The following is a 14,842-nucleotide window of genomic DNA, read 5'->3' as shown; positions in this document are numbered from 1 at the left end:
GTCGCAGGCTGGAGGCATGACAGAGCAGACGCAGGCACGGACACAGCACAAGCAGCACCCGCTCGGCAGCGGCTTCACGGCCTTCTCCACCGCCGACGACGTGCTCGCCGGCATCGACCTCACCGGCAGGAACGTGGTCGTCACCGGCGGCCACAACGGCATCGGGCACGAGACGACCCGCGCGCTGGCTGCCGCCGGTGCGTCCGTCACGGTCGCGTCGCGCGACCCGGAGCGCGCGGCCGAGAAGCTGGCGGGCATCCCGCGCGTCGAGGCCTGGCAGCTCGACCTGCTGGACCCGGCGAGCATCGACGCGTTCGTCGAGCGGTATCTCGCCACGGGGCGCCCGCTGCACGTCCTGATCAACAACGCGGGCATCATGGCGGGACCGCTCGTGCGCGACGCGCGCGGCTTCGAGTCGCAGTTCGCGACCAACCACCTCGGCCACTTCCAGCTCACCCTGGGCCTGCGGCCCGCGTTGCAGGCCGCGCACGGCGCGCGCGTGGTCAACCTGACCTCGGGCGGGCACCGTGCGTCGGACATCCGCTGGGACGACCCCCACTTCGAGTCCGGCTACGACGAGATGGGCATCCTGGCCTACGGGCAGTCCAAGACGGCGAACGTGCTGTTCGCCGTCGAGCTGGACCGGCGGTGGGCCGCCGACGGCATCCGCGGCTACGCGGTGCACCCCGGCATCGTGATCACGACCAACCTCGGACCGCACCTCCCGGCGGGCGAGGAGCGCACGCCCTGGCTCGACGTGGCGGCGCGGCAGGCCATGGGGCTGATCGACGAGGCGGGCGAGGTCGTCGTCGACCCCGAGCACGAGAAGAAGACGGTGCAGCAGGGCGCGAGCACGAGCGTGTTCGCCGCGACGAGCCCGCTGCTGGCGGACATCGGCGGTGTCTACCTCAAGGACAACGACATCTCGCCGCTCGACGAGGACCAGCAGGAGATGGACTTCGCCACCGAGCAGAACCCGCGCGCGACCGTGGTGCCGCACGCCGTCGACCCCGCGTCGGCGCGCCGCCTGTGGGAGCTCAGCGAGCGCCTTCTGCGGGACGGCAGGGCCTGATCCTCGGGAGGCCGCAGGTCGGTCGCGCGGGCCTACGATCGGTGGGTGAGCGCGACCGACCGGAGCAACCACCAGATCGCGGTGCTCGTGCTCGAGGGTGCCAAGCCGCTCGACGTCGGCATCCCGGCGCAGGTGTTCTCGAACCGCCCGAGCATGCCGTACGAGGTGCGGGTCTGCGGGCCCGCACCCGGGCTGGTCACCGGCGGTGACGGGCTGTCCTACCACGTGGCGCAGGGGCTGGAGGCGCTCGAGCGCGCCGACACCGTCTTCGTCCCGGGGTACCGGACGCCCGCCACCGCGGACCCGCCCGCCGTCGTCGTCGACGCGCTCCGCGCCGCCCACGCGCGCGGGGCGCGGCTGGCGGCGATCTCGACCGGGGCGTTCGCGCTCGCGGCCACCGGCCTGCTCGACGGGCGGCGGGCGACCACGCACTGGCACTACACGCGGGCGCTGCGCGAGCGGTACCCGCGCGTCCAGGTCGACGAGAACGTGCTGTTCGTCGACGAGGGCGGCGTGCTCACGTCGGCGGGCGCGGCGTCGGGCATCGACCTGTGCCTGCACCTGGTGCGCCGGGACCACGGCGTCGGGCTGTCCAACCACGTCGCCCGGCGGCTGGTCGCGGCGCCGTACCGCAGCGGGGGACAGGCGCAGTACGTGCCGCGCAGCGTGCCGGAGCCGCTCGGCGACCTCTTCGCCGGGACCCGCGCGTGGGTGCTCGAGCACCTCGCCGAGCCGCTCACCCTCGAGGACCTCGCCCGGCACGCGCGCGTCTCGGCGCGCACGTTCTCCCGGCGGTTCGTGCAGGACACCGGGTACACGCCGATGCAGTGGGTGCTGCGCGCCCGGGTCGACCTGGCGCGCGAGCTGCTGGAACGCAGCGACCTGGGCGTCGAGCAGATCGCGCACCGCGTGGGCCTGGGCACGGCGGCCAACCTGCGGCTGCACTTCCAGCGCATCCTCGGCACGTCCCCGACGGAGTACCGGCACACGTTCTCGGCGTGAGGGCCGGGCCGGAGTGGCGGGGTGCGCGTCCCCGGTCCCTCGTCCCGTGCCCGTCGTGTGCGGACCGATCTCGCGGGGCAGGCCGTGACATCGTGCTGACGACGGACCGAGCACGCGGAGAGCAGTGGCAGGATCCTTGCGGACGGTGGCGAGATGTCTGGCGGGATCCTTGCGCAGCGGGGCGTTCCAGCCGCTTTCGGCGGCGTACGCACGGGCCGGAGCATGGGGACGACGAAAGGAGTCCCATGACACGCATCGCCATCAACGGCTTCGGGCGCATCGGCCGCAACTCCCTGCGGGCCCTGCTCGAGCGGGACAGCTCGCTCGAGGTCGTCGCGATCAACGACCTCACCGCCCCGGACGCCCTGGCGCACCTGCTGAAGTACGACAGCTCGCTGGGTCGCCTGCGCCGGTCGGTGGAGGTGGACGGCGACACGCTCGTCGTCGACGGCCGCCGCATCCGGGTGCTCGCCGAGCGCGAGCCCGCCAAGCTGCCCTGGGCCGAGCTCGAGGTCGACATCGTGCTCGAGTCGACGGGCCGCTTCACCTCCGCCGACGCCGCGCGCGCCCACATCGACGCCGGTGCCCGCCGCGTGCTGGTCAGCGCCCCGTCGGCCGGCGCCGACGTCACGCTGGCCTACGGCGTGAACACCGACGAGTACGACCCGGCCGCGCACGTGATCGTCTCGAACGCGTCGTGCACGACGAACGCGCTCGCGCCGCTGGCTGCCGTGCTGGACGACCTGGCGGGCATCGAGCACGGCTTCATGACCACCGTGCACGCCTACACCCAGGAGCAGAACCTCCAGGACGGCCCGCACCGTGACTGGCGCCGCGCCCGCGCGGCGGCCGTCAACATCGCGCCGACCACGACGGGCGCCGCCAAGGCCATCGGCCTGGTGCTCCCGCGGCTGGACGGCAAGCTGTCGGGCGACTCGATCCGCGTGCCCGTACCGGTCGGCTCCCTCGTGGAGCTCAACACGACCGTCGCGCGCGAGGTGACCGAGGACGAGGTGCTGGCGGCCTACCGCGCAGCGGCCGACGGTCCCCTCAAGGGTGTCCTCGAGTACTCCGACGAGCCGCTGGTCTCCAGCGACATCACGGGGGAGCCGGCGTCGGCGATCTTCGACGCGGCCCTGGTCCGGGTCGACGGCCCGCACGTCAAGGTCGTGGCCTGGTACGACAACGAGTGGGGCTTCTCGAACCGCGTGATCGACACGCTGGAGCTCATGGCGCGGGGCTGAGCCCGCTCAGCGCAGCGCCGCACCGGTCTCCTCGACCCAGCGCCGCTGCCCGCGCGTCTCCACGGCGCGCGGGTGGTAGTGCGCCCGCACCCAGCCGACGGCGTCGGCGGGTGCGACGCCGCTGAGCACGGCGAGGAGCGCCAGCGCCGTCCCCGTCCGGCCGACGCCGCCGCCGCACGCGATCTCGACCCGCTCGGCGGCGGCCCGGCCGTGGGCCTCGCGCAGCGCGGCGACCGCGTCGTCGGTCGAGGCGGGCAGCCGGAAGTCGGGCCACCGCACCCAGCGGTACTCCCACCCCGTCACACGCGGGTCCCGTCCGCGCAGGTAGACGGCGAGCTCCGGCGCGGGTGCGGGGCCGCGCGGCCGGCGCAGCCCCGTGCCGCGCACGCGCCGCCCGTCGGGCAGCTCGACGATGCCGTCGCCGTCCGGCCAGGTGCGGTCGGGTTCCATGGCGACACCGTAACGGCCCGACCGATGAGAACCGCGGCCCGGCACGGTCGGCCCTGGGACGACCACACCGAGGGAGCCAGTGATGACGACCGTGTTCACCCACATGACCATGTCGCTCGACGGGTTCATCGCCGACCCGGACGACCGCATCGACCACATCTTCGACTGGTTCGACGCGGGTGACGTGCCCGTGTCGACCGCCAACCCCGACATCTCCATGCGTGTCGACGTCGCGAGCGCCGACCTGCTGCGCCACCTGACGGGCCGCGCGGGCGCGCTCGTGTCCGGCAGGCGGCTGTTCGACATCACGGACGGCTGGGGCGACAACCACCCGGTGGGCGCGCCCGTCGTCGTGGTCACGCACCGCCCGCCGGACGACCCGGGCCGGTGGCCGCGGACGACGTTCGTGGGCGACGTCGCCGAGTCGATCGCACGGGCGCGGGAGATCGCGGGGGACAAGGACGTGACCATCGCCAGCGCGAGCATCGCCCAGCAGGCGCTGCGCCTCGGCCTCGTGGACGAGGTGGCGGTCAGCCTGACGCCGGTGCTGCTCGGCGCCGGCATCCCGTACTTCGCGAGCCTGGGCACCCTGGTGCTGCTCGAGGACCCGCTGGTGGTCGAGGGGCGCCGGGCGGTGCACCTGCGTTACCCGGTGCGACGCTGACGGGCCGCGTGCCACGATGAGCGGCATGGCGACGAACTCCCGGATCCCCGCCGTCGAGCGCGCGACCGGACGCAGCTGGGACGAGTGGCTCGCGTTCTTCGAGACGATCGGCGCGGCGCGGCTGAGCCACCACGACATCGCGACGGCGGTGCTGTACGAGCTGGACGGCACCGGCCTGGAGAACCCGGCCTGGTGGGCGCAGTCCGCGTCCGTCGCCTACGAGCAGCACATCGGCCGGCGCATCCCCGGGCAGCGGCCCGACGGCACGTTCCAGGCGAGCGTCAGCAAGGCGACGTCGCTCGCGATGGCACCCCTCATGGACGCCTGGACGGCCTTCGCGGCGGAGGACGACGACGTCCGCGCGTTCCTGTCCGCCGACCCGCGGGTCAGCGGGACCGACAAGCGGATCTCCTGGCGCGCCAAGGGGCACGACGGCGAGTCGGTGGTGGTCATCAGCGAGCCGAAGAAGGACGGCGCGGCGTCGCTCGTGGTCCAGCTCCTGGGCACGGCGACGCCCGAGCGCAACGAGGAGGCGCGCGAGCAGTGGCGCGCGGTGGTGGAGCGGTTCCTGGCGGGCGCGTCCCCGGCCGCACCATGAGGTCGGCCGGTCGTCCCGAGAGCGGTCCGTGCGGGAGCCGATCTCGGGACGACCGACCGACGTCGGTGCCCGGAGCGTGCGGTCAGGCGGGCGTCAGAAGGTCCAGCGCTGGGACTCGGCGCCCGAGCAGGTCCGGATCTCCAGGCGCTGGCCGTCGTGCTGCGGTGTGCCGCCGACCGTCGTGAGGCACTTGCCCGACTGCGGGTTCACCAGCTCCCGGCTCGCCGAGCGGTAGGTCCAGCCCTGCGCCCCGGTGCCGTTGCAGGTCCACAGCTGCACCGCGGTGCCGTCGGCGGTGCCGCCGCCCGACACGTCGACGCACCGGCCCAGCGCGCTCAGCGTCGAGCCCGACCGCGTCCACGTCTGCGCCGCGTTCCCGGAGCAGTTGACGATCTGCAGCGGGTTCCCGTCGAACGAGTCGGCCCACGGGACGTCCACGCACATCCCGTTGGCCGCGCGCACCGAGCCCGTGCCCTGCGGCAGCGCGTCGCCGTCGCCGCCACCGTTCCCGCCGTCGCCGCCCCCGCCGTCACCGACCGAGCCGGGGATGGGGGAGGCCGCGCCCTGGAACGGGTCGAGCTGCATGTACGCGGCGGTCGGGTTGCCGTCGTGCACGAGCGACTCCTGCGCGAGCACGTCGTCGAACGCGAAGCCGTACGCCTTGCCGTTGGCCATCTGCTGGTGGATGAACTTCGAGTAGTGGTCCGTGATCGGCTGCTGGTAGAAGTTCGACGTGTCCGTGCCCGGCTGCGTCGTGCTCGCGTGCAGCGTGGAGCGGTGGAACCCGGCGCACAGCGTGCGGGCGATGGCGCCGATGTCGTTGTTCGGCGCCTCCAGGTCGCGGTAGCAGCCGAACACGGAGTCGCTGGACGGCTTGCGGAACTCCGTCACGTACGCACCCGCGGCGTTCGTGAACCGCATGACGCCGTTCTGCACGCGGCCGCGGAACACCTTGCCGGGGTCGTACGAGTAGGGCGCGACCGTGAGGGTCTCGTTCGTGTACTTGGCCCACACCTGGTCGATGTAGGGCGCCAGCGCGTCGGGGGCCATCTGCCCCGTCTCGATCGCGTGACTCGGCGCGAGGATGCGCAGCAGCGAGCCGTCGGGCGCGAACTGCTCCAGGTTGTTCCAGCCCGGTGTGGCGTCGAGCGCCGCGCGCACGTTCGCGTACCCGTTCGGCTTGAGCATGCCCGTGCTGATCACCGTGCCGTCGCTCCTGCGCAGACCCGTCTGGTACGGCGCCGAGAGGAAGTCGACCTGCGTGCTGTTGATCCACAGCCCGTCGTCGTTCAGGGTGAACTCGGTCCAGCTGAACAGCTTGTTGCGGTTCGGGTCGGTCGGGTTCTGCACCGCCGGCTGCACGAGCTGCCCGTTGTTCACGATCTTGAACGACAGCTTCTGGCCGTACGAGAAGTAGATCCGACCCGAGAGCTTCGGCAGCTGGATCGTCATCGACTGGCCACGCGCCGGGCCCGCGATCGAGGCGTCCGGCGCGTCGACCGGCACACCGCCGACCGTGGGCCACTGGTGGAACGTGCCCGACGCGTCCGACCAGCCCAGGCGGCCCTCTCCGGGCGTGCCCAGCACGTAGATCCAGACCTGGTCGTTCCGGTCCGAGCTGTTGTAGACGGTCAGCGGGATCGTCGCGGGGACCGCCGTCGCCGTCTGCGGCTGGGGGCCGACGACGAGGGCGCTCGCGGTGAGCGCGAGCACGCCGAACGCGGCGACGAGGTTCAGCAGTCTCCTGAGTCTGAACCTTCGGGCTCGAGGCAGGGGGGCTCGGGACATGGGGAGCTCCTTCGATCCGGTGGTCACTGACTGCACTGTCAGTGACGCGGATGTTAGTGAGGGCGCCTATCTTTTGTCACCGGTTCGGGGCGTGGAAGCGCTTCCGCATGTGTAGAGGGTGGGTGAAAAAAGGCTTGCTGGTGCGGATTGCGCGGGCGTGCGTCCTCGATCAGGTCCGGGGCGACCGCCACCCGAACGGGATCGGGATCGGGCCGCAGCAGCACACGCCCTGTACGTCGGTGCGGGTCAGCATCCGGGCCGCCTGGTAGCACGCGAGGAAGCGGGCAGCCATCGGCAGGGCGGTCCCGACGAGGCCCCGGGTCGCCAGCAGGGTCCGCGCGGCCGCCGAGCACCCGTCGCCGCCGTGCAGGACGCCGTGGGCGCACCGCCAGCCCTTCCGTGGCGAGACGCGGTGCTGATAGACGGCGATCGCGCGGTCGACTGCTCGGGCTGCCGGGCTCATGCCGTCACCGTACGGCCGGGGGGCGCGACTCGCGTCCGGTGCTGCCGCCCGATCTCGGCGAGCGTGTGCGTGCCGAGCTGTCAGGCGCCACCGCGCGCAGCCGCCACTGCTTCCCGGAGACGGGCGGCGAACTTCTTGGCGCGGTAGCACCGGATCCGGATCTCCTGCCCGCCCGCCTGGACGATGACGAGGCTGCTGATGAAGCCCCACTTCGTGGAGACGTGCGTGATGTCGACCAGCGGGATGACGAAGTCGATGACCCCCGCGTGGGCCACCCGGTTCATCGCGTTCGGGTGGAAGTGGTACTCGGTGGGCGTGATCGTGGCCCGGCCACCGACCCAGAGCCCCTTGTACATCGCGCGCACGAGTGCGATCGACGGCCGCGCGATCCAGCTCACCCGGGCGGGCTGCACGTCGAACAAGGCGTTGGCGATACGGGACTCGATGGCGTCGGTGGTCATGGGGCCCGACGGTAACCCAGCTAGGACCGGACGCGCTTCGTGAGCATCAGCGTGACGTCGTCGTCGACACGTATCCGGCTGCCCGGCGCGACCGGTCGGCCGCCGGACATGAGTCCGCGCCCGTCGAACTGGTACCCGCGGGCGACGTAGAGCCGCATCGCCGGACCGTAGTCCGCGTACACGCCGACGCCGAGCCCGACGACGGGGTGCCGCACCGCGACGAGCTCCTCGAGCCGGTCGAGGAGAGCGGAGCCGACCCCGCGCCGGCGGTGGGCGGGCAGCACGGTGAGGTCCTGGATCTCGGGAATGTCACCCTCGCGGAACGGCGGGTAGCCGCTGCGCCGGACGACGCAGCCGTACCCCGCCGGCTCCTTGCCGAGCCACGCGACGACGACGTCCCGTTCGCCGGACCGTTGCTGCTCGGCGTACGCCGCGAGCTGCTCCGCCGTCTTCCCGGGCCAGCCGAGCTCCTGGAACGGAGCGGCCAGCGCGGGAGCGTCGTCGTGCGTGAGTGCACGGAGGTCCAGGTTCATCACACGACCCTACGACCGGTTCAGCGGTGAACCGCTGAGATCTGGTGTCCGCATCGAGATCTGGTCGTGCCCGGCCAGATCTCACCGCGAACACCAGACGTCGGCGGATCGGGTGGCCGGGCGGCGGCGCGTGGCGGTCGTCGTGGCCGCGGCAACCCCGACGGCGCTCACGGTCGTCCTCGCGGACCGACACCGGACCCCGTGACCGGCGTGTCCGTGACGACGTCGTCCCATCCACCCGACCGACGTCGGCGGTGCCCAGGGCGTGGTCGTCTCCGGCGACTCGGCCGTCCTCGTCGGCGCGTACGGGGACCGAGGTCTCGTGACGACGGGCACGCTCGGACCGGCGTCCTTCGACCGACCGCGGAGGGGACGCCTGCTCATGCCGTACGGCAGGGTGCCCCGCGGGGAACCGTGCTCGAGTGCCGCGGCTCGACCGCGAACATCGTCGACGCGAGCGACTGGGACCAGCTCGACGTCGACCCGGTGCCGGCCGTCGCGCCGCTCGCTGCCGACACCCGATGAGGACCGACCTCAGGCGTACTCGTCGCTGTCCACGGAGCCCGCGATCCACGCGTCGTCGATCTCCGTCGTCCGGGCCACGTCGAGCGTGATGTCCGCCTGGAGGCGCGAGCCGGCTACCGTGGCACGGGCGACGGCGACCTTGCCGCGGGACTCGATGTACCGCACGAGGGGGAGCAGCTGGGCACTCATCGGGGTGGACAGCACGCCGACGCGCTGCCCGTCGTAGCGGACCTCGACCAGCTCGGCGGTCGACCGCGCGCGCTGCTCCACGACGGCGTGCAGCGTCGCGACGATCCCCGAGCCGGAACCGTGTGCCACCACCTCTCCGAGCACGGCCATGTGCTGGTCCTCCTTGGTGACCTGGACGGTCCGCCCGGGAGGCAGGACGACGTGCGGGGTTCGGGGCAGGTCGTTCACCGGCCGGATACCGACGAGGTCAGGAGGAGGGAAGACCGTGACGCGGGCGCCGAGGCCGCTGCCGTCAGGGTCACCCGCCGGGCGCTCCCGTGCCCACGCCCGCGCCTCGACCCGCAGGACGCGCCCCTCGGCGGCGAGCTCGCGGACGACGGGCGAGTACTTCCGCGCGTCGCCCGCGCTCAGGTAGCCGACGTGCTCGCCCTCGAACCACACGGCGACGGCGTTGCTGTCGTGCGGGTTCCCGGAGTCGTCCGAGAGCAGGGCCTGGCCGAGGAGCTCGGCGCCGGCGTCGCTCCGGACGCGCGTGCCGGCGAACACCCGGCGGATCGCGTCCTGTCGAAAGGTCTCGCCGACGACCTCGGCGTACCCGGTCGCCGTCGTCCACGGGTCGACCGGGTCCCCGGTCGGGCAGGGCGGGACGTGCTCCGCCGGGCCGGAGGTGTCCGTCGACGGGCGCCGGGACACGGCCGCCGCCCTCGCGGGGACCTTGGCGTGGCTCGCCGTCCTGGGCGCGCCGGGCCGTCGTCGTCGCAGCAGCCGCGCGGCGCCGAACAGGGCCGCGGCCGCCGGCAGGGCGACGACGAGCCCGACGCCGACCTCTCCGGCGACGAGCAGCGCGAGGGTGAGCAGGACGAGCGGCGTCCCGACGACGAGCAGGCAGATCCCGAGAACGCGTGCGGCCACCGACGGGCCAGAGCTGGAAGCCACGGCACTTCCTTCGTCTCTGTGGGAACGTCTCGGTGCGAGACGAGCTGAGGCGACGGTAGTGCCGGCCGCAGGGCCCCGGAACCCGGCGCTCCTGGGATCACCCGGGTGAACAGCGCCCGGCGGGAGCGTCCGTCTCAGCCCGAGGAGGTGCCGAGCAGCGCGGTCAGCTCCGACTCGAAGTACGGCTCGAGCGTGCGCGCGAACGTGTTGGTGAGGTGGTTGGAGTCGCGGTAGACCGTGACGCCGCCGATCACCGGGAAGCACTCGCTCGCGTCGCAGTAGACGTCGGTGAAGTCGATCAGGCTCACGTCGGGGCGGCCGAGGCGCTCGACGGCGGCCGGCTGCGGGTCGTACAGCAGCCCCTTCTCGCGGGAGACACGGCAGTCGGTCGACACGTCCCGGCCGCGCTCCTGCAGGCAGTCGAGCACTCCCTTGCGGGGCCGCGGCACGTCGGCGACGGCGACCACGCGCACGCCCTGGTCCGCGAGCCCCGACCAGAGGGTCTCGAGGCCGCCCTCGGCGAACTCCTCCGGCGTCGTGCCGGCGGGCGGCGCCCAGTCGACGCCGCTCACCTGGGAGGTGATCACCAGGTCGTAGTCGCCCTCGGCCAGCATGGTCCTGGCCCGGTCGATCCAGGCGGTGCACGCCTCGTGGAGGACGGCGTCCTGCTCCCGCCGGACGTCCGAGAACGGGCACGCGCCCTTGGAGTAGGTGTCGAGCGCCCAGCCGTGCCGGCTGGCGACGTCGGCGAGCACCGCCGAGTACTGGACGGCGTGCGAGTCGCCGATGAGGGCGATCCGGGTGTCGCCGTCCGGGTCGCCCACGGCGCAGGGCTTCGGCACGGAGTCCGCCTTGCCGGTGCCCGCGCAGCGGCCGCGGAACAGCTCGGGGACGTCCGACGGCGCGACGTCGACCGCGGGGATCGCGCCGTCGACCAGCTCAGGGTTGGTGCACGGCGGGCCACCGATCGGGCGGGCGGCCGCACCGAAGCAGTCGGGCGGTGCGCTGAGCAGCTCGGCGGCGCGCTGCAGCTCGCGCTCCGCGTAGTGCGTCGAGGCCTGCACGCCCGCGAACGCCACGCCGACGACGGCGGCCGCCGCGACGGCGGTGGCGGCGAACGTCCTGCCGGGCCGGAACCGGTGCCGCTGCCGCAGCACGGGCTTCTCGATCCAGGTCCGGGTGCCCCACGCCAGCAGGACGGTGACGGCGAGGATCGCCACCTTGTCCAGGGTGCGCAGGTCGTGGCCGGTCGCGTACGGCACGAAGACGACCAGCGGCCAGTGCCACAGGTAGATCGCGTAGGACACGTCGCCGACGAACTGGACCGGTGCGAGACCGGCCAGCCGGTCGGTGAACCGGTCGGTGGCCCGGGCCCCGATGACGAGGGCCGTGCCCAGCACGGGCACGGCGGCCCACGCCCCGGGGAACGGCGTCTCGCTGGTGTACCAGACCGCCGGCCCGACGATCAGCGCGATGCCCGCCCACGCGACCACGCCCCGTACCAGTGCGGTGCGGGCCGAGGTCTGGCCCCGGCCGAGTGCGGGCACGAACGCCAGGAGGGCGCCGACCCCGAACTCCCACGCCCGGGTCGGGGTCACGAAGTACGCCTGTGCCGGGTCGCTCGCGGTCCAGGCGACCGACGCCACGAGGGAGGAGACGACGACCAGGCTCAGCAGCCCGACCGCGACGGGCCGCCAGGGCGCGTGGCCACGGGCGTGACCGCCGATCTGGAGCCGGCTGCCGACCAGGACCGACAGACCGATCAACAGCGGCCAGACCAGGTAGAACTGCTCCTCGACCGACAGCGACCAGAAGTGCTGCACGGGCGAGGGGACGTTCTCCTCGGCGAGGTAGTCCACGGCGTCGGCCGCCAGGACCCAGTTCTGCGCGTAGAGGGTGGAGGCCCCGATCTCGCGGAACCACTGGCCCCACAGCTGCGCCGGCCCCAGCACCCACACGCCGACGGCGGTCACGGCAAGGACCAGCATCGACGCCGGCAGCAGGCGCAGGATGCGCCGCGACCAGAACCGGGTGACGGAGAAGGTCTGCGCCTGGACGTCGCGCGCGATGTGCGAGGTGATGAGGAACCCCGAGATCACGAAGAACACGTCCACACCCACGTACCCGCCGGTCAGGCGGTTGGGCCACAGGTGGAACAGCACGACGGCGCCGACGGCCACCGCCCGCAGAGCCTGGATGTCGACCCGCACGGGCGTGGGGCGGTCCTTCGTCACGTCATCTCTCCCTCGGTGCCGCAGGGGCGACGGCACCGAGGGATCGTAAGGTCGGCTCCGCGCCGCCGAGTGCCGTTCTCAGCCGTGGAGCGGGGTGAACTTCGGCCGGGCGGGGGTGATCTTCGACCGCCCGCTGGGGCGGTCCGGCGTTCCGAGGAGGGCGCCTGGTCCGGCGCCGCCGCTGTCAGCCACAGCGGGATCGGCGAGAGGTCACGGCCCTCACGACGAAAGGCCCTCCCACCAGCGTTTCCGCTGGTGGGAGGACCTTCTCACGGGTGGGCGATACTGGGTTCGAACCAGTGACCTCTTCGGTGTGAACGAAGCGCGCTACCACTGCGCCAATCGCCCGTGTCGCTCGCCCCGGTGGGGCGTGCGTGGACGATATTAGCCTGCTTCGCGCGTGGATGCGAAATCCAGACCGCGGCCCGTGTCAGGGGTCGATCCGCTCCCGCATGTTCCGCTCGAACAGGTCGCGCGCAGCCGCCGACAGCTCGCCGACCTCCAGGTCCGCGCCGTCCAGCCAGACCGTCGGCTGCACGTTGCGCACGGATCCGGTGAGCAGCATCCCGGCCTCGCCGGCGGACACCCGGTCCAGCACGGAGAAGGGCAGCTCGCCGTCCTTGGCCTCGCGGACGGGCAGGCCGGCCTCGGCGCCCCACTCGAGCAGCAGCTCGCGCGTGATGCCCGCGAGGCACCCGACGGACAGCGGGGGCGTGACGAGCTCGCCGTCGAGCTCGAGGAAGACGTTGGAGCCCGTGCCCTCGCAGAGGTCACCGCGCGTGTTGGCGAACACCGACTCGTCGGCGCCCTTGGCGACCGCGTCGGCCAGGGAGACCACGTTCTCCGCGTACGACGTGGTCTTCAGCCCGGCCACCGGGCTGTTCTCGTTGCGCGTCCACGGCGACCGGGCTGCCCGCCCCGTCGGCACGACGACGGCGGGCGTCGCCGCGACGACCACCGTCTGCGGCCCGTCGGTGCGGCCCGAGCCGAGCGGGCCGATGCCGTCGGTCACCGTGATCCGCAGCCGACCGGCGTCGGGCGCGGCGGCCAGCACGGCGTCGACGCCGTCGCGCACCGTGCGCAGGTCGAGCGCCGCCATGCCCATGCCCGCCGCCGACCGCTCGAGCCGCGCGAGGTGCCGGGTGAGGGCGAACGCCTGCCCGTCGAGCACCGCGCAGGTCTCGAAGACGCCGTCGCCGACCGTGATGCCGTGGTCCACCGCGCTCAGCGCGGGATCGCCGGGCGCGACCATGCGCCCCTCTGCCCAGATGACCGTCATGCGGCCCAGTGTGTCACCGGCGCAGCGTGACGTGCGTGACCTCCGGTGTGTGCCGCACGGAGGTCGTGCGGAACTCCTGCGGCGGCACGCCGTCGAACACGCGGGTGCCCTGGCCGAGGGTGAACGGCCCGACGTGCAGCCGCAGCTCGTCCACGAGGCCCGCGGCGAGGTACTCGTTGAGCGTGGTCGCGCCGCCGGCGATCGAGATGTCGAGGTCGCCCGCGGCGGCGCGCGCCTGCTCGAGCGCGCTCTCGATCCCGTCGGTGACGAAGTGGAACGTGGTGCCGCCCTCCATCGGGACGGATTCCCGCGCGTGGTGGGTCAGCACGAACACCGGCCCGTGGTACGGCGGGTTCTCGCCCCACCAGCCCGTCCAGGCCGGGTCCCACGCGCCGCGCCCGGGCGAGAACATGTTGCGCCCCATGATGTAGGCGCCTGCTCCCACGACGGCGTCCACCTCGGCGCGGTGGTCGTCGCCGTGCTCGAACATCCACCCGGCCATCCAGCCGTCCAGGCGTTCGCCCGTCCCGCTGCCGAAGGGGTGCTCGAGGCTCTGGTCGTGCCCGGCGGAGTAGCCGTCGAGCGATACGGACAGGTCTGCTCTGAGGATTCCCATGCCCGTCCGACGGCGCGCGCCGCCCGAACTCATCGCTGGGCGTCACTCCTCGCCGCGGTAGCTCCCGAAGCTCCACAGGTTGCCGTCCACGTCGCGCACGGTGCACGACCGTCCGCCGTAGTCCTGGTCGGCCGGCTCCTGCAGGCTCGACCCGCCCGCGGCCAGGGCCGCCCGGTACGTGCCGTCCACGTCGTCGGTCACGGCGTACGCCGAGCCCGTGCCCGCCTCGTCCGGCCAGCCCGGCCGCGGCCGGTACGTGCCCAGCATGACGCCGCCGCCCGCCGGCCAGTCCAGCTCCGCGTGCTGCACGACGGCGGGGTCGGCGTCGTCCCGGTAGACCGCGCGCTCGGTGAAGCCCACCGCCTGGAGCCAGGCCAGCCCTGCGTCGGCGTCGCGATAGGTCAGGGTCACCCACAGTCCGGTGCTCATGTCGTCCTCCCTTGCTCGGATGCCTCCCACGATGCCGCGGGCGGGTCCGCGACGTCTTGAACGAACGGGAGCTCCTCGCGCAGCCACGCGCTCGGGGTGCAGCCGCCGAGGGTCACCCACTCGCGCGTCATGTGGGCGTGGTCCGCGTACCCGGCGGCCGCCGCGACGTCCGCCAGGACGGGGCGCCCCGACCGTGCGGCGACGACCAGCGCGCGCCGCGACCGGGACAGCCGGGCCACACGGCGCAGGTCGCGGGGGACCAGCCCGCACTCGGCGCGCACGAGGTCCTGCAGGTGGCGCCGGCTCCAGCCCTGCTCGTCCGCGACATGGCGCACCTGGTGGCCGGCGGCGATCCGGGC

16 protein-coding genes and 1 tRNA gene are annotated in these 14,842 nt (G+C 73.2%); 5 read left to right on the top strand and 12 right to left on the bottom strand.

Going from position 1 to position 14,842, the window contains the following annotated elements:
- Window positions 1-16: 16 nt before the first annotated feature.
- The 3 genes from HLB15_RS08735 to gap all read left to right on the top strand — a co-directional run bounded on the left by HLB15_RS08735 (window position 17) and on the right by gap (window position 3,318).
- Entirely contained in the window at window positions 17-1,072 is a 1,056-nt protein-coding gene (locus HLB15_RS08735) for an SDR family NAD(P)-dependent oxidoreductase (RefSeq protein WP_171104914.1), read from the top strand.
- Between the two features lie 45 nt (window positions 1,073-1,117).
- Window positions 1,118-2,074 (top strand): GlxA family transcriptional regulator, encoded by a 957-nt coding sequence (locus tag HLB15_RS08730; protein ID WP_171104913.1) that lies wholly within the window; start codon window positions 1,118-1,120, stop codon window positions 2,072-2,074.
- Between the two features lie 245 nt (window positions 2,075-2,319).
- Window positions 2,320-3,318, top strand: a complete 999-nt coding sequence (gap, locus tag HLB15_RS08725) for a type I glyceraldehyde-3-phosphate dehydrogenase (protein WP_171104912.1) — start codon at window positions 2,320-2,322, stop codon at window positions 3,316-3,318.
- A 6-nt stretch (window positions 3,319-3,324) separates the two neighbouring features.
- Here the strand turns inward: gap and HLB15_RS08720 are convergent, their stop codons facing one another.
- Entirely contained in the window at window positions 3,325-3,768 is a 444-nt protein-coding gene (locus HLB15_RS08720) for a protein-tyrosine phosphatase family protein (protein ID WP_171104911.1), read from the bottom strand.
- Window positions 3,769-3,850: 82 nt separating this feature from the next.
- Here HLB15_RS08720 and HLB15_RS08715 point away from each other — a divergent pair, with 82 nt between their 5' ends.
- Window positions 3,851-4,432, top strand: coding sequence for a dihydrofolate reductase family protein (locus HLB15_RS08715; RefSeq protein ID WP_171104910.1), 582 nt, complete (start codon window positions 3,851-3,853; stop codon window positions 4,430-4,432).
- 25 nt (window positions 4,433-4,457) lie between these two features.
- Complete coding sequence (locus HLB15_RS08710) at window positions 4,458-5,030, top strand: hypothetical protein (protein ID WP_171104909.1); 573 nt, start codon at window positions 4,458-4,460, stop codon at window positions 5,028-5,030.
- A 93-nt stretch (window positions 5,031-5,123) separates the two neighbouring features.
- Here the strand turns inward: HLB15_RS08710 and HLB15_RS08705 are convergent, their stop codons facing one another.
- The 11 genes from HLB15_RS08705 to HLB15_RS08655 all read right to left on the bottom strand — a co-directional run.
- Complete coding sequence (locus tag HLB15_RS08705; protein ID WP_171104908.1) at window positions 5,124-6,818, bottom strand: beta-1,3-glucanase family protein; 1,695 nt, start codon at window positions 6,816-6,818, stop codon at window positions 5,124-5,126.
- A 169-nt stretch (window positions 6,819-6,987) separates the two neighbouring features.
- Complete coding sequence (gene yidD, locus HLB15_RS08700) at window positions 6,988-7,281, bottom strand: membrane protein insertion efficiency factor YidD (protein WP_171104907.1); 294 nt, start codon at window positions 7,279-7,281, stop codon at window positions 6,988-6,990.
- Between the two features lie 80 nt (window positions 7,282-7,361).
- Window positions 7,362-7,742 (bottom strand): hypothetical protein, encoded by a 381-nt coding sequence (locus tag HLB15_RS08695; RefSeq protein WP_171104906.1) that lies wholly within the window; start codon window positions 7,740-7,742, stop codon window positions 7,362-7,364.
- A 20-nt stretch (window positions 7,743-7,762) separates the two neighbouring features.
- Entirely contained in the window at window positions 7,763-8,275 is a 513-nt protein-coding gene (locus HLB15_RS08690; protein WP_229785271.1) for a GNAT family N-acetyltransferase, read from the bottom strand.
- A 534-nt stretch (window positions 8,276-8,809) separates the two neighbouring features.
- Window positions 8,810-9,925 (bottom strand): hypothetical protein, encoded by a 1,116-nt coding sequence (locus HLB15_RS08685; protein WP_171104905.1) that lies wholly within the window; start codon window positions 9,923-9,925, stop codon window positions 8,810-8,812.
- A gap of 134 nt (window positions 9,926-10,059) precedes the next feature.
- The gene (locus tag HLB15_RS08680) at window positions 10,060-12,159 is read right to left on the bottom strand and encodes an acyltransferase family protein (RefSeq protein WP_171104904.1); all 2,100 of its coding nucleotides are present in this window, start codon (window positions 12,157-12,159) and stop codon (window positions 10,060-10,062) included.
- A gap of 276 nt (window positions 12,160-12,435) precedes the next feature.
- Window positions 12,436-12,507, bottom strand: a tRNA-Val gene (locus HLB15_RS08675).
- Window positions 12,508-12,589: 82 nt separating this feature from the next.
- The gene (locus HLB15_RS08670) at window positions 12,590-13,438 is read right to left on the bottom strand and encodes an aminotransferase class IV (protein WP_171104903.1); all 849 of its coding nucleotides are present in this window, start codon (window positions 13,436-13,438) and stop codon (window positions 12,590-12,592) included.
- 13 nt (window positions 13,439-13,451) lie between these two features.
- Window positions 13,452-14,054, bottom strand: a complete 603-nt coding sequence (locus tag HLB15_RS08665) for a dihydrofolate reductase family protein (RefSeq protein WP_171104902.1) — start codon at window positions 14,052-14,054, stop codon at window positions 13,452-13,454.
- A 42-nt stretch (window positions 14,055-14,096) separates the two neighbouring features.
- Complete coding sequence (locus HLB15_RS08660) at window positions 14,097-14,483, bottom strand: VOC family protein (protein ID WP_171104901.1); 387 nt, start codon at window positions 14,481-14,483, stop codon at window positions 14,097-14,099.
- The coding region (locus HLB15_RS08655; RefSeq protein ID WP_171104900.1) for a helix-turn-helix domain-containing protein at window positions 14,480-14,842 on the bottom strand (363 nt) is incomplete at its 5' end. The genes HLB15_RS08660 and HLB15_RS08655, both read right to left, overlap by 4 nt.

This window comes from Promicromonospora citrea (genome assembly GCF_013004695.1).
Classification (GTDB): domain Bacteria; phylum Actinomycetota; class Actinomycetes; order Actinomycetales; family Cellulomonadaceae; genus Promicromonospora; species Promicromonospora citrea.
This window is presented reverse-complemented; position numbering and strand designations above follow the sequence as displayed.

Coding starts and splice junctions, on each gene's coding strand:
- HLB15_RS08735 (WP_171104914.1), top strand. CDS start 17: ATGACAGAGCAGACGCAGGCACGGACACAGCACAAGCAGCACCCGCTC.
- HLB15_RS08715 (WP_171104910.1), top strand. CDS start 3,851: ATGACGACCGTGTTCACCCACATGACCATGTCGCTCGACGGGTTCATC.
- HLB15_RS08720 (WP_171104911.1), bottom strand. CDS start 3,768: ATGGAACCCGACCGCACCTGGCCGGACGGCGACGGCATCGTCGAGCTG.
- HLB15_RS08665 (WP_171104902.1), bottom strand. CDS start 14,054: ATGGGAATCCTCAGAGCAGACCTGTCCGTATCGCTCGACGGCTACTCC.
- gap (WP_171104912.1), top strand. CDS start 2,320: ATGACACGCATCGCCATCAACGGCTTCGGGCGCATCGGCCGCAACTCC.
- HLB15_RS08705 (WP_171104908.1), bottom strand. CDS start 6,818: ATGTCCCGAGCCCCCCTGCCTCGAGCCCGAAGGTTCAGACTCAGGAGA.
- HLB15_RS08660 (WP_171104901.1), bottom strand. CDS start 14,483: ATGAGCACCGGACTGTGGGTGACCCTGACCTATCGCGACGCCGACGCA.
- yidD (WP_171104907.1), bottom strand. CDS start 7,281: ATGAGCCCGGCAGCCCGAGCAGTCGACCGCGCGATCGCCGTCTATCAG.
- HLB15_RS08670 (WP_171104903.1), bottom strand. CDS start 13,438: ATGACGGTCATCTGGGCAGAGGGGCGCATGGTCGCGCCCGGCGATCCC.
- HLB15_RS08690 (WP_229785271.1), bottom strand. CDS start 8,275: ATGAACCTGGACCTCCGTGCACTCACGCACGACGACGCTCCCGCGCTG.
- HLB15_RS08710 (WP_171104909.1), top strand. CDS start 4,458: ATGGCGACGAACTCCCGGATCCCCGCCGTCGAGCGCGCGACCGGACGC.
- HLB15_RS08695 (WP_171104906.1), bottom strand. CDS start 7,742: ATGACCACCGACGCCATCGAGTCCCGTATCGCCAACGCCTTGTTCGAC.